Below are 12,674 nucleotides of genomic sequence, written 5' to 3'. Positions count from 1 at the left end.
GGCCCGGCGGACCGCTGCCGGACCCGCGCCGATGCGGCGGGTCGGGCCGCTGCCGGACCCCCGCCGAGGACCGGGGCGCGCTCCTCACCGTTGATCAAGTCGGCTTCGAGGTGGCGCTTCGAGACTGTGGGCCCCTTTTCGACATCGGGCGCCCGGGAGTTGAGAATGCCGCGATACGCGAATCTGTCCGAGGCCCTGAAGGAACGGGCCCTCCGGAGCCCCGACGGCACGGCACTCGCCCACCCCGCCGCCGACGGCACCGAACACCGCGTCTCCTACGCGGCGCTCGACGCCCGCGCCGACGCCGTGGCCGCCTGGCTGCGCACCCGCGACGCCGTCGGCCGCCGGGTGCTGCTCGCCATGGACCCCGGTCCGTGCGCCGCGGTGGCGTTGCTCGGCTGTCTGTACGCGGGGGCCGTCGCGGTACCCGTACCCGCGCCGTCCGCCTCCCGGACCGATGCCGAGCGCACCGCCTCGATCGTCCGGGACGCCGCCGTGGACCTCGTCCTCACCGAGACCGCCCACGCCACCGAGACCTCCCGCCGGCTCTCCCGAATCGGCCGCGCCGGTCTGACCTGCCTCGCCGTCGACGGATTCCGCCCCGACGCGGGCGCCGACGCGCCCCGGCACCCCCTCCGCACCACCGCCGACAGCCTCGCGCTGCTCGCCTACGACTCCGGGCCCGCCACCGCCCCCCGCGGCGCCCTGCTGACGCATGGCAACCTTACGGCGGCCATGGCCGGGCTGCGGCGGACGCTCGGCACCGACCGCCGCTCCCGGATCGGTGGCTGGCTGCCCCGCCGCCACACCCCCGGGCTGATCGGACAGGTGCTGCACCCCTTATGGCTCGGCGCCACCGCCGTGACACTTCCGGCGGAGCCGTACCGCACCGACCCGCTCGGCTGGCTGCGCGCCATCAGCCGCCACGGCATCACCGAAACCCTCGCGCCCGACATCCTCCACGCCCGCTGCGCCGCCCTCCTCGGCGACGAGCCACCGGCCGGGCTCGACCTCTCCCGCTGGCGGACCGCGCTGAACGCCGGGGAGCCCGTCTCGGCCGGGACGATGGCCGCCTTCCCCCACCGCTGCGCCCCGCTGGGCCTGCGCCCGGCCACCCTGGTGGCCGGATACGTCCCGGCCGAGGGGGCGCCGGTGCCGCTGGCCACGGGGCGCACACCGGTGCCGGGCGCGGACTTCGCCGTCGTGGACCCGCTGACCGGGCGCCGGCTGCCGGACGGGGCGCCCGGGGAGATCTGGGTGCGCGGGTCCGCCGTGGCCACCGGCCACTGGGGCGGTCCGTCGGACACCGCGCTGCTGTTCGCCGCCCGCGTCACCGAGGGTCCCGGCGGCTTCCTGCGCACCGGCGATCTCGGCCTTACGGTCAACGGCCAGCTTCGGATGACCGGCCGGGTCCGTGACGCCCTCCTGGTGGACGGCCACACCCTGCACCCCCAGGACGTGGAGCGCGAACTGCTGGGTTGCGCGAAGGCGCTGGGATCGGCCCGGGTATTCTGCGCCGGACCCGGCGCGGGGGCGCTGGTGGTCGTCCAGGAGGTCGTCCGTACGGCGGGCGGGGCGCGCACCGGGCTGCCCCGGCTGGCGGCCCGGATCCGCGCCCTGATCGCGGAGGAGTTCGGGGTCGAGACCGGCGCGCTGCTGCTGGTGCGCCCCGGCACCGTGCGCGGGGCGGGAACCGCCAAGGTGCGGCGCGCCCTGCTGCGCGAGCGCTATCTGCGGGGTGAAGTGCGCGCGCTGCACGCCGAGTTCGGGCCGGGGGCCGGTGAGCCCTGTCGGGGTGGTGCGGCGTGAAAAGGGGGCGCACGGTCGCGTTCGCGCTACGGGATGGGCGTTCGACGGGCGTATTTCCCCGCGAATCGATGGAATGGCCGAGAGGGCGGGGGAATAATCGCCATGCGGGGTGAGGCCGGGCGGGGAAAGCAGGGGGCGGCATGGTCAGGGTGCTGATCGCGGAAGACATGCATATGTTGCGCAAGGCACTGGTCGCCCTGCTGGAATTCGAACCGGATATCGATGTGGTGGCCGAATTCTCCAACGGTGCCGAAATCCTGCCGCGCGCCCGTGAACTCCGCCCGGACGTCGCCGTGCTCGACATCGATCTGCCGGGCGTGGACGGGCTCACCGCCGCGGCCGAGTTGAGCACCGCCGTCCCCGAATGCCGCACCATGATGCTCACCAGCCTCGGCCGCCCCGGAAATCTGCGCCGGGCGCTGGCCGCCCATGTCTCCGGCTTTCTGCTGAAGGACAGCAGCCCGGAGAAGCTGAGCGAGGCCATCCGCGCCGTCGCCAAGGGCGAGCGGGTGATCGATCCCCAGCTCGCGCTGGCCGCCCTGGACGACGGCCCACAGCCGCTGACCCCACGGGAGCTGGAGGTCCTGCGGTTCGCCGCGAAGGGCGAGGACTCCGGGCAGATCGCGGCCAAGCTGTTTCTGTCGGTGGGCACGGTGCGCAACTATCTGACGTCCGCCGTGACCAAGCTGGACGCCCGCAACCGGGTGGACGCCATCCGGATCGCCCGCGAGGCGGGCTGGCTCTAAGGCGGCGTACGGCGTCCCCGCGCGCCGGTCAGGCCGTCAGGGGTCCGTTACACCGTCAGGGGCCGTTACGCCGCCAGGTCCTGTCACGCCGTTGGGGCCCCAGGGCCCCGTCACGCCGTCACCGTCGGCCCCGGGCCGTACTCCCGGCCGCTCCGCGGCGGCGCGTCCACGGACACATCCAGCTCCGCCCGTAACTCGAACCAGCCGTCCGACCGTACGCCCGCGCGCAGCCGCCCACCGAGGTTCTCCACCCGCACCCGGAGGTTGCCGATGCCGCTGCCGCCGTCCGAACTGTCGGCGCGCAGGATCGTGGACGGCCGGCCCACCCCGTCGTTGACGAGGGTCAGCGACACCCGGCGCCCGCTGCGCCGCGCCTCGACCGCGCAGTGGTCGGCCTTGCTGTGGCGCAGCACATTGGTCAGCCCCTCGCGCAACACGCTCGCCAGCACCGTGTCCACCAGCTCCGGCAGCGGTCCGCAGTCGATCTCGGCCGTGGCGCTGATGCCCGCCGCGGCCAGCATCGAACGGGCCGTCGCCGCCTCCGCCGACAGCGACATCTTGCGATAGCCGCTGGCCACGGCCCGTACGTCGGCGAGGGCCTGACGGGAGGTCTGCAGGATCTCCGAGAGCTCCTGCTGGGCGCGGGAGTTCTGCCGGGGCACCAGCCGGTGCACCAGCTCACATTTGAGGGTGATCGTGGACAGGCTGTAGCCCAGCAGATCGTGCACGTCCCGGGAGAACCGCAGCCGCTCCTGGGCGACCGCCAGCCGGGCCAGCTCCGCCCGGGACCGGGACACCTCGGCGACCAGCCCGGACAGCCGTGAGAGCCCGAAGACCACCAGCCCGGTCAGCGCGGTGGAGACCGTAGTGTACGCGACCTGACCCCAGCCGAACCCCACCTGGAACAGCAGCACGTCCGTGCACAGCAGGATGGCCGCGAACGCGGGCCACGCCAGCGCCGGGACCAGCACCAGCAGCGAGGAGCCGGCCAGGAAGCCCGGCATGCCCAGCCAGGCGTGCTTGAAGATGGCGAAGGGGGCGAAGGTCAGCACCGTCTGGAGGGTCAGCGTCCAGCGCCGCGCACCGCTGAGCCGGGGCGCGAGGCCGGGGAAGGAGTGCAGCATCTGGAGGCAGAGCAGCATGGTCATCGGCAGCAGCGCAAGACCGAGCATCGCCGCGTCGACGGACCTGCCCGAACGATTGCCGTCGACCACATAGGTGACGGCCACGGCGAAGTACCCCACCAGCACGAGGACCGTGATGACCACGGCCAGACGCGGCGCCAGACCGTCCTGGTGGCGCGGTGGATGGTTCCCGGCATCGTCGGGCAAGAGGCTCCCCTGCACTCGTCCTCCGGATGGTCGGGCCGGATTGGGTGGCTTGCCCGAGAGTATCCGATCTTCACCTGGGGTGGAGAGGCCCTGTGGAAGGCTCATGCTGTACGCAGAGTTACCGGATATCACGGGGGATCACAGGAAAAACGGAATCGGGTTGAGATCCGCATAGCGCGTGGGCCCCGGCAGCCGGCCGAGCGCCACGGGGGCGTCGAAGAGCCGGCCGGGCGCGAACCGGGCCCAGTGCGGGCGCATTCCGGGCACCAGCACCTTGGCCACCGGAAGCCCCACATCCGGCCGGGTCTGGTCCAGCGCCAGCAGTTCCATCCCGCGCCCGCGCACCAACTCCCTCACGGCGGCCAGCGCACCGCCCTCCGGGGGCTCCGGAGGGCCGGATATCCCCGGGGGCATTACGGCCGCCGGATCGGGGGCCAGATAGGGGTGGTCGGCGAGGGTCGCGGTACGGAACCAGCGCAGCGCCTCGGGCTCGGCGGCGCCGTAACCCTCGCCGTCGGCACGCGCCTCGACCACCGCCGGAAGCATCTGGTTCAGCTCGGCGAAGGCGTGGCACAGCGCGGTGTGCCGGTCGAAGTGGGCACCGAAGCCGAAGGTGATGTCCTCCGCGGGCTTGTCGAGGCGCCGGGAGAGCGCGGCGACCACCGGTATGCCGAAGTCCGTGGTGAGGTCCAGGGCCCACACCTCGCGCCGCACGCCCCGGTGGGCGGCGCGCACTTCGGCCAGCCACGGGTCGTCGAAGGCGTCCAGGGCCACAGCGGGCTGCCGGGTGCGGTTGTACCACCACAGGGCGACCGCGTCCCGCTCCACGAGCTCCAGGAAGCCCCGTACGACGGCGTCGGCCAGGGTGCGGCCCGCCGCCGCGCCGTTGGAGTCCGCCCGGCAGCAGCGGTGGCCCGGGGGCTGCGGGGCGCCGTAGTACAGCAGCGCGGTGGGCAGCAGCCGGTGCCGCTCGGCGGTGAGCGACCACACCGGGGTCCAGTCCAGCTCCGCGCCCTCGTCGAACGGATCCTGGACGCGGTGGCGCGCGGGGAGGGCGGGATCCCGGAACTGGCGCGGGTCGAAGAGCTGGACGGTGTCCGGGTGCACCGCGTCGTCCGGGCGCAGATCGCGGTAGCGGGCGCGCTGACGCGGCTCGTCCCCCTGGAAATGGCCGCTGTAGTGCTCCAGGGCCTCGCACAGCGCGCTCGCCCGCGCCTGTTCGGCCGTGCGGCCCTTACCGTGGGCGGCGGCCCGCAGCCCGGCCCTTACGGCGTCCAGGCCGCCGTGGGGGCCCGCTCCGGCGTACGAAGGGTGGCGGGCGTGGAAGCAGTTGAGGACGGCGGGGCCGCGCGGATCGCGCCGGATCTCGGTGACCAGCCCGGTGACGGGGTCCACCAGATGTCCGTAGCGCTCCATGATCCCGCGCGCGGAGGTGTCGGTGGCGGTCTCGGCCAGTGGCGCCCGTGGCGAGGGCAGCGACAGGGGTGCCCGTATGCGGGCCGCGACCAGCGCCGGATCGCCACAGCCCGCGCACTGCGGACGGCGGGAGAGCGGATGGCGGCCCACGGTGGCGGTGAGGCTGTCCAGGGTGCGCAGCTCCCGCTGGCCCGGGTGCCGGTACCCGGCCAGCCACTTGGCGGCCTCCAGGGCGGCGAGCTGGAGCGCGGCGGCGCGGCTCGCGGGCAGGGAGGCGGGCGGTCGCGGCACCGGTCCGGGACGGCCGAGCCGGCGCTGGAGATACGCCTCGGCCTGCCGTCCGCGCCACAGCCGGTCCGCCAGACAGACCCAGCACGGAGCGTCGGGGGCGCCGAGGAACGGGCCCAGCCACGCCTGGGTGCCGACCGGTTTGACGGGCAGCCAGCGACGGCCGGCGGCGCGGTGCGCGGCGTCCACGGCGGCGAGCCGGGGATCGAGGTAGTCATCGCACACCACAAGGGTGAGTTCTGAGGCGTCATGTTGACGAATGGCGATTTGACATATCTCTCGCCGAGGACTATCGGCCCCCGAGGTCGTCGGATCGCCGTCCGCCGCCTCCGCGTTCACGGACCTCGGGTCCGCCGGCTCGCCGTCCACCGTCCTCAGCCCCGCGACGCGCAGCGCCCGGACCACCTCGTCCGGGTCGGTCGAGCCGAGCACCAGCGGGGCCACGGCGGGGCGGGCGGACGCGGGCGTGGGGGCCGGGGCGGAGCCGCCCGTGCCCAGCCCGGCCAGCTCCCAGTACGCCTCCTCGGGGGTCCAGGCGCGCCCCCGCTCGGAGACCAGCCCGGCCGCGCGGAGACGGGCGATGACGCGCTCGGCCTGCCCGGCCGGGACCGGGCCGGGCGGGACGGCGCCGGGCGGGCCCGCGGCGCGGCCGGGCGTGGCTGCCTCGGTGAGGATGTGGGCGAGGTCCCGCGACCCGTCGAGCAGCGGTGCCAGCGCGGCGATCGCGTGCCCGAGCAGCGCCGTGACCCCGTGCTCGGAGACGAGATAGACGGCCTCGCCGGGCACCGGCTCGACCCGCAGATGTGGTGTGAAGCCCAGTTCGCCGGTCATTGCCCGGGCCCGGTCATTCGGCGCCGACGGTGCAGATGCAGATGCCGGGCGCGGGGATGGGCCAGGCGGTGTCGGAGAGGTCCTCGATGACCAGGTCGTCGTCCTCGGCGGGCTTGGCGCGCTCGGTGATCTGGACGACCTCGGTGACCTCGGTGTTCTCGGCGGGATGAGCCAGGACGGCGGGGCTCGTGGGCTCATATGGGACGGGCGTATCGGTCATCGCGGACTCTCTCATCGCCAGGGGTGTGAATTTGTCATGGTGCGGGGCTCTGGAACTCATATCGAGCTCGGTACTCCGGCACTGGCCGCACAGGCCGCCCACAAGCGAGGCTCTTAGATGCCTCGGTGGCAGGGCCGCGCGGCCAGGAGGCACTTGACGGACCGTTGACGGAGGTACACGACCATGGACATCAAGGTGTTGGGGCCGCTGAGCGTCGAGGCGTGCGGTCAGTCGATCGTGCCCAGCGCGGGCAAGCCGCGCCAGATCCTTGCACTGCTTTCCGTCTACGCCAACCAGATGCTCCCGGTGCCCACTCTTATGGAGGAAATCTGGGGCACGCAGATGCCGCGCAGCGCGCTCACCACTTTGCAGACCTACATCCTGCAGTTGCGCCGCAGGCTGGCCGCGGCCTATGGCCCACAGGCCCCGCAGGCTTCCAAGGATGTGCTCGCCACGCGGTACGGCGGATATGTGCTGGAGGCCCAGCCGGGCGCGGTGGACATCCATGAGTACGACCGGCTGGTGGCCGCGGGGCGGGACGCGCTGGACGCCGGGGACGATGTCCAGGCGTCCCTGCTGCTGCGCGAGGCGCTGGCCGTCTGGCGCGGCCCCGCGCTGGTGGATGTGAAGGTCGGGCCGGTCCTGGAGATCGAGCTGGCCCGTCTGGAGGAGAGCCGGCTCGGCGTCCTGGAGCGCCGTATCGAGGCCGATCTGCGGCTGGGCCGCCATGCCGAGCTGCTCACGGAGCTCACCGAGCTGACCGCCCGTCATCCGCTGCACGAGGGGCTGCACGCCCAGTGCATGGCCGCGCTCTACCGTGCGGGCCGCCCCTGGCAGGCGCTGGAGGTCTACCAGGGGCTGCGCGCCAGACTGGTGGAGGATCTCGGGCTGGAGCCGTCGCCGCGGCTGCAGAAGCTCCAGCAGGCGGTGCTCGCCTCCGACCCGGCGCTCGATCTGGACCTGGACGGCCACTGGCGCCGCCCGGTGCTCGACCTGTTCGCCGCATAGCCCCCGGCCAACGGCCCCCAGCCCCCAGCCCCCGCAGAGCAGATCCCCGAGCTCCCCGACATCCCCGATACCGCCCCGTCCTCGTCCGGAGTCCCGTAGGTCCCGTACCAGCCGTCCCCGTCCGGCGAACCCTCCCCCCCCAATACGCCCGGCGCCGCCCTTCAGCCGGGCCTGCTACGGCTCCGCTGCCCGATCCCCCCGCGCGGGCAAGCGGAGCCGTAGCGCGTCCAGGGGCTGTCACAGGCGCCCGATGCCCGATGCCCATGGCCTGAGCCCTGGACCCTGAGCCCGACCAGCAGGAGGCGCGATGATGCGCGAGATCGACACCGATGTGTGCGTGGTCGGGGGCGGCCCGGCCGGTCTGGTGCTGGCGCTGCTGATGCTGCGGTCGGGGGCTCGGGTGACCGTGGTGGAGTGCGCCCGAGCGCATCAGCGCGTGGTCCGCGGCGAAATACTCCAGCCCGGCGCGATGGAGCTGTTGGACGCGCTCGATGTGCTCGCCGGCGCACGCGCCCGCGGCGCCCATGAGCACCACCGGTTTCTGGTGATCGAGGGCGAGCGGGTGCTGCTGGAGGCCGACTACCGGCTGCTTCCGGCCCCGTACGACCACCTGTTGAGCGTGCCGCGCCCCCATCTGCTGGATGAGCTTCTCGCCCGCTGCCGCCGCTCGCCCGGCTTCCGCTATCTGCCCGGACGGCGGGCCGGGGCGCTGCTGCGGCGGGAGGGGCGGATCGCCGGCGTCATCGCCGAAGGCGCGCCGGGCCGCTGTGCCGTACGGGCCCGGGTCGTCGTCGGCGCGGACGGCCGGTTCTCGCGGATTCGGCGGCTGGCGGGCATCGGGGCGGGCCGCGCCGACGCGTTCGCCCAGGATGTGCTGTGGTGCACCCTCAGCACGCCCCCGGAAGAGCCGCCGGTCCGCGATGTGCGGGTGTACCGCACCGGCGGCGGCCCGGTGCTGGTCTACGGCTCCTGGCCGAACCGGATCCAGCTCGGCTGGACCCTGCCGCACCGGCGCTACGGCCATATCGCCGCCCTCGGCCTCGACCACGTCAAGGACCGGCTGGTGCGCGCCGTGCCGCGGTACGCCACGCTGATCCGCGATCAGCTCCGCACCCCGTCCGACCTCGGTGTGCTCGATGTCTTCTCCGCACGCGCCGAGCGCTGGGTGGCCGACGGGCTGGTGCTGATCGGCGACGCCGCCCACACCCACAGCCCGATCGGCGCCCAGGGCATCAACCTCGCGGTGCAGGACGCGGTGGTGCTTCACCCCCTGCTGGTCCGCGCCCTGGCCGAGGGCGACACCAGCGCCGAGCGGCTGGCGGAGTTCGAGCGGCGGCGCGGGCCCGACATCGCGGCGGTGATGCGGATGCAGACCCTGCAGAGCCGGGCGATCCTCTCGCAGGGCGCGTTCACCACCCGGGTGCGCCCCCGTCTTGCGCGGGCGCTGCGTCATACGCCGCTCTACCGCAAGATCCTCCAGCGCATGGCCTACGGCAACCCCTCGATCCGTATCGCCGACGCCGGGGTGTGCGGCCGCATATGACGCCCTCGAGAGCGATGGCCGAAAACCACCCGCACACCGGCTTCTCGCCACCCCGGCATTGGCGCCATGCCCCGTACGGCCTAGGTTGAGGCCATGCACACTGTCGTGATCCTGGCGCTGGACCAGGTCATCGCGTTCGATCTGGCCACTCCGATCGAGGTGTTCACCCGCACCCGGCTGCCCGACGGCCGGGAGCCCTACCGGGTCCGGGTCTGTGCCCCCGCCCCCGCCGTCGACGCCGGGGTGTTCGCCCTCCAGGCCCCGTACGGGCTCGAGGCGCTCGCCGAGGCCGACACCATCGTCGTGCCCGGCCGCGGCGACCCTCTGCTCCCGGTCCCCGACGAGGTGATCGAGGCGCTGCGGGACGCGGCCGGACGGGGCACCCGTATCGCCTCGATCTGCTCCGGAGCGTTCGTCCTCGCCGCCACCGGGCTGCTCGACGGACTCCGCGCCACCACGCACTGGCTCGGCGGCGCGCTGCTCGCCGAGCTCCATCCGAAGATCCAGGTCGACACGGATGTGCTCTATGTGGACAACGGCCAGTTCCTCACCTCGGCGGGCGCCGCGGCCGGGCTCGATCTGTGTCTGCACATGATCCGGCGGGACCATGGCTCCGCCGTGGCCGCCGACGCCGCCCGGCTGTCCGTGATGCCTCTGGAACGGGAGGGCGGACAGGCCCAGTTCATCGTCCACGACCAGCCGCCCGTACCGCGCGGATCGCTGTTCGAACCCCTGCTGCGGTGGATGGAGGACAACGCCGGACGGGACCTCACCCTCAACGAGATCGCCGCCCACGTCGGCATGAGCACCCGCACCCTCAACCGCCGCTTCCGTGAGCACACCGGGACCACCCCGCTGCAGTGGCTGCACCGCGCCCGGATCCGCCAGGCGCAGTATCTGCTGGAGGCCACCACCCACCCCGTGGAGCGCATCGCCTCCCAGGTGGGGTTCGGCTCGCCCACCTCCTTCCGGGACCGCTTCAAGCGCGTCGTCGGCACCAGCCCGCACAGCTATCGTTCCGCCTTCCAGCGAAACGCCGGATAGCCGCCGAGCGAGACCCCGTACCGGGTCGGGCGCGGGTCGAGGCGGGCTCGAGTCACGGCGGCGACCATGGCCTTCTCAGTGGGAACGACCGCGAGGAGCGCCCATGTTGGACCTCGGCCTGGAGGGGCGCACGGTCCTGGTCACCGGGGCCACCGGAGCCATCGGCAGCGCCGCCGCACGCGCCTTCGTGGAGCAGGGCGCCCGGGTCGCGCTCGCCTTCCGGCACCGCCGCGATGCCGCCGAGGCGTTGGCCGTCGAGCTGTCCGGGCCGGACCGGGGCAGGGCCTTCGCCGTGCCGTACGCCCTGGACGACGCCGCGTCGCCGCGCTGGGTCGTGGCCGCCGTGGAGGAGCACTGGGGCGGGCTGGACGTGCTGGTGGCGGCCGCCCGGCGAAGGGGCGCGCGGCGCGAGCCGCACGCCCGGTTCGAGGACGTCCCGGAGGAGCACTGGCGGCCGCTCGTCGCCGACGCCTTCGCGCCCGCGATCCGCACCGCCCAGTGGGCCGTCGCCGGGATGCGCAAGCGCGGCTGGGGCCGGATCGCGCTGGTGGCCCCGCCGCATGTGCCGGACGGCGACCCGGGTGGGGAGTTTCACGCGGTGGCGCGGGCCGGGCTGCAAGGTCTGGTCCGCGGTCTGGTGGGCGAGGTGGACCGGGACGGAGTGCTGATCAACGCCGTGTGCCCCGGGCCAACCCCGCCCGACCGGCCACCGACCACGCCCGACCGACCGCCCACCGCCCCCGAGGGCCTCACCGCCCCCGAGGGCCTCACCATGCCCGAGGACCCCACGACCCCCGAGGACCCCACGACCACGCCCGAGGACATCGCCCGCGCTCTCGTCTTCCTGTGCTCGGCGGCCAACGGCGCGATCACCGGCGAGACGCTGACGCTCGCGGGGCGCCGCTGAGCCCGCCGGGGGATGCGAGGGGTCGGCTCGGTGTCATGTCCATCGGCCGGACGGGTCGGTCCGGCCGGCTCGACCTCTGCGGGAGGTGACCGTGCGAGTCCTGTTCACGACCTGGGCCTCGGGTGCCCATCTTGTCCCCATGGTGCCGCTGGCCCGCGCCCTGCTCGAGGCCGGGCACCAGGTGCGGGTCGCGGTGCCGTCCGAGTGCGCGGCGGCCGTCGCCCGCACCGGCCTGGTGCCGGTGCAGATCGGCGCCCTGCCCATGGCGGTGGTCAGAGCGCCGGACGGTACGCGCCGCCCGCGCGGCAGCTGGCCCACGGACTGGCCGGTGCGGCCCGCCGCGCTCACCCCGGAACAGCACGGCGTGCTGCGCGCGTGCGGCGACCGGCAGGTGCGGATCGCCGAGGCGATGGCCCAGGGCCTGGTGGCCTTCGCCCGCTGCTGGCAGCCGGAGCTGGTGGTGCACGACGCGGGCGCGTACGCGGGCACGGTGGCCGCGGGGGCGCTGGGCGTGCCCGCGGTCGGCCAGCTGTGGGGGAGCGCGGCCGTCCTGCGGCTGGACCGGCAGCGGCTCGAAGGCCCGCCGCTGCCCGGCTACGCCCGGCTGATGCGGCGTTACGGCGCCGATCCGGCGCGCGAGCCCGACCTGTGGCTCGACCCCTGCCCGCCGAGCCTCGCGCTGCCCTCGCGGGCGCGGCGGCTGCCGGTGCGCTTCGTACCGCACGACGGGACATCGCCGGATGAGACGCCGTCGCCGTACGAGGCCCGCCGCGCCGGGGCGCACCCCGGGCGCCATGAGCACCTAGGGCACCCCGGGCGCCATGAGCACCCCGGGCGCCACGCCGCCGCGTCGAACGGGCGGCGCGGGCCGGTCGGCGGCCCCGGGCGCACCGGGCCGGTGCGGGTGTGTGCGGCGTGGGATGACGCCGGTGGCCCGCCGGACGCCGTACGGGCCGCGCTGTGGGCCGCCGAGGCGCGGGGCGTGGAGGTCGTCCGGGTGGGAAGCGCCGCCGAGGGGCGGCCACCCGCCGGGCCGCTGCACCGGGTGCTGCCGGGCTGCCGGGCGCTGCTCCACCAGGGCGGGGGCGCGGCGGTGCTGGCCGCCGCCATGGCCGGGGTGCCGCAGCTGGTCGTCGCGCCCCGCCTGGAGCACCAGCTGAACGGGGCGCGGCTGGCCCGGGCGGGAGCCGGGATGTATCTGCCCGCTGACGCCCTTGACGCCGCCCGGCCCGGGGCGCGGGCGGTGGGCGCCCGGCTGGCCCTGGATCTGTTCGCGTTGCTGGAGCAGCCCTCGTACGCCGCGGCGGCGCACGCCCTGCGCCGGGAGGCGCTCGCGATGCCCGGCCCGGACAAGGCGGTGCGGGCGGTCCTCCGGCTCGCGGGCCCGGCGGTGTGAGTTCGGCGCCACGCGCGATCTGTGTCGCCGGGCCACGCGAAAGGCCCCCCCACCAAACACGGGGGGATGTACGAACAGTGGCCCCCCCGGGGCGAGCACCCACCGCCCCCCGGTAGAGTGTGAGTCGGAGGCGAC

Annotated in this window: 10 protein-coding genes; 7 read left to right on the top strand and 3 right to left on the bottom strand. The window is 74.5% G+C overall.

Going from position 1 to position 12,674, the window contains the following annotated elements:
* The first annotated feature begins 165 nt into the window (after positions 1 to 165).
* Together ACFXB5_RS23495 and ACFXB5_RS23490 are read left to right on the top strand one after the other, a co-directional pair.
* Complete coding sequence (locus ACFXB5_RS23495; RefSeq protein WP_385211099.1) at positions 166 to 1,809, top strand: AMP-binding protein; 1,644 nt, start codon at positions 166 to 168, stop codon at positions 1,807 to 1,809.
* A gap of 140 nt (positions 1,810 to 1,949) precedes the next feature.
* Positions 1,950 to 2,555, top strand: a complete 606-nt coding sequence (locus tag ACFXB5_RS23490) for a DNA-binding response regulator (protein WP_385211097.1) — start codon at positions 1,950 to 1,952, stop codon at positions 2,553 to 2,555.
* Positions 2,556 to 2,665: 110 nt separating this feature from the next.
* Here ACFXB5_RS23490 and ACFXB5_RS23485 read toward each other — a convergent pair whose 3' ends face one another.
* The 3 genes from ACFXB5_RS23485 to ACFXB5_RS23475 all read right to left on the bottom strand — a co-directional run bounded on the left by ACFXB5_RS23485 (position 2,666) and on the right by ACFXB5_RS23475 (position 6,641).
* Entirely contained in the window at positions 2,666 to 3,886 is a 1,221-nt protein-coding gene (locus tag ACFXB5_RS23485) for a sensor histidine kinase (RefSeq protein WP_385211094.1), read from the bottom strand.
* A 138-nt stretch (positions 3,887 to 4,024) separates the two neighbouring features.
* A complete protein-coding gene (locus ACFXB5_RS23480) occupies positions 4,025 to 6,421 on the bottom strand; it encodes a TOMM precursor leader peptide-binding protein (protein WP_385211092.1) in 2,397 nt (798 codons plus the stop codon).
* 13 nt (positions 6,422 to 6,434) lie between these two features.
* A complete protein-coding gene (locus tag ACFXB5_RS23475) occupies positions 6,435 to 6,641 on the bottom strand; it encodes a hypothetical protein (protein WP_385211089.1) in 207 nt (68 codons plus the stop codon).
* A 183-nt stretch (positions 6,642 to 6,824) separates the two neighbouring features.
* Here ACFXB5_RS23475 and ACFXB5_RS23470 point away from each other — a divergent pair, with 183 nt between their 5' ends.
* The 5 genes from ACFXB5_RS23470 (at position 6,825) to ACFXB5_RS23450 (ending at position 12,539) form a co-directional block, all read left to right on the top strand.
* Complete coding sequence (locus ACFXB5_RS23470; RefSeq protein WP_037953152.1) at positions 6,825 to 7,649, top strand: AfsR/SARP family transcriptional regulator; 825 nt, start codon at positions 6,825 to 6,827, stop codon at positions 7,647 to 7,649.
* A 307-nt stretch (positions 7,650 to 7,956) separates the two neighbouring features.
* Complete coding sequence (locus ACFXB5_RS23465) at positions 7,957 to 9,192, top strand: FAD-dependent monooxygenase (RefSeq protein ID WP_385211085.1); 1,236 nt, start codon at positions 7,957 to 7,959, stop codon at positions 9,190 to 9,192.
* 93 nt (positions 9,193 to 9,285) lie between these two features.
* Positions 9,286 to 10,236, top strand: coding sequence for a GlxA family transcriptional regulator (locus tag ACFXB5_RS23460; RefSeq protein WP_385211082.1), 951 nt, complete (start codon positions 9,286 to 9,288; stop codon positions 10,234 to 10,236).
* Between the two features lie 103 nt (positions 10,237 to 10,339).
* The gene (locus tag ACFXB5_RS23455) at positions 10,340 to 11,143 is read left to right on the top strand and encodes an SDR family NAD(P)-dependent oxidoreductase (RefSeq protein ID WP_385211079.1); all 804 of its coding nucleotides are present in this window, start codon (positions 10,340 to 10,342) and stop codon (positions 11,141 to 11,143) included.
* A 91-nt stretch (positions 11,144 to 11,234) separates the two neighbouring features.
* Entirely contained in the window at positions 11,235 to 12,539 is a 1,305-nt protein-coding gene (locus ACFXB5_RS23450) for a nucleotide disphospho-sugar-binding domain-containing protein (RefSeq protein WP_385211076.1), read from the top strand.
* Positions 12,540 to 12,674: the final 135 nt, after the last annotated feature.

The sequence above is a fragment of the Streptomyces sp. NPDC059455 genome, from assembly GCF_042750115.1.
GTDB lineage: Bacteria > Actinomycetota > Actinomycetes > Streptomycetales > Streptomycetaceae > Streptomyces > Streptomyces endocoffeicus.
The sequence above is the reverse complement of the archived record's forward strand: the minus strand, read 5'-3'. Positions and strand labels throughout refer to the sequence as shown.

Excerpts from the sequence above, each read along its gene's own strand:
- ACFXB5_RS23495 (WP_385211099.1), top strand. The coding sequence starts at position 166 with ATGCCGCGATACGCGAATCTGTCCGAGGCCCTGAAGGAACGGGCCCTC.
- ACFXB5_RS23490 (WP_385211097.1), top strand. The coding sequence starts at position 1,950 with ATGGTCAGGGTGCTGATCGCGGAAGACATGCATATGTTGCGCAAGGCA.
- ACFXB5_RS23480 (WP_385211092.1), bottom strand. The coding sequence starts at position 6,421 with ATGACCGGCGAACTGGGCTTCACACCACATCTGCGGGTCGAGCCGGTG.
- ACFXB5_RS23475 (WP_385211089.1), bottom strand. The coding sequence starts at position 6,641 with ATGACCGATACGCCCGTCCCATATGAGCCCACGAGCCCCGCCGTCCTG.
- ACFXB5_RS23470 (WP_037953152.1), top strand. The coding sequence starts at position 6,825 with ATGGACATCAAGGTGTTGGGGCCGCTGAGCGTCGAGGCGTGCGGTCAG.
- ACFXB5_RS23465 (WP_385211085.1), top strand. The coding sequence starts at position 7,957 with ATGATGCGCGAGATCGACACCGATGTGTGCGTGGTCGGGGGCGGCCCG.
- ACFXB5_RS23460 (WP_385211082.1), top strand. The coding sequence starts at position 9,286 with ATGCACACTGTCGTGATCCTGGCGCTGGACCAGGTCATCGCGTTCGAT.
- ACFXB5_RS23455 (WP_385211079.1), top strand. The coding sequence starts at position 10,340 with ATGTTGGACCTCGGCCTGGAGGGGCGCACGGTCCTGGTCACCGGGGCC.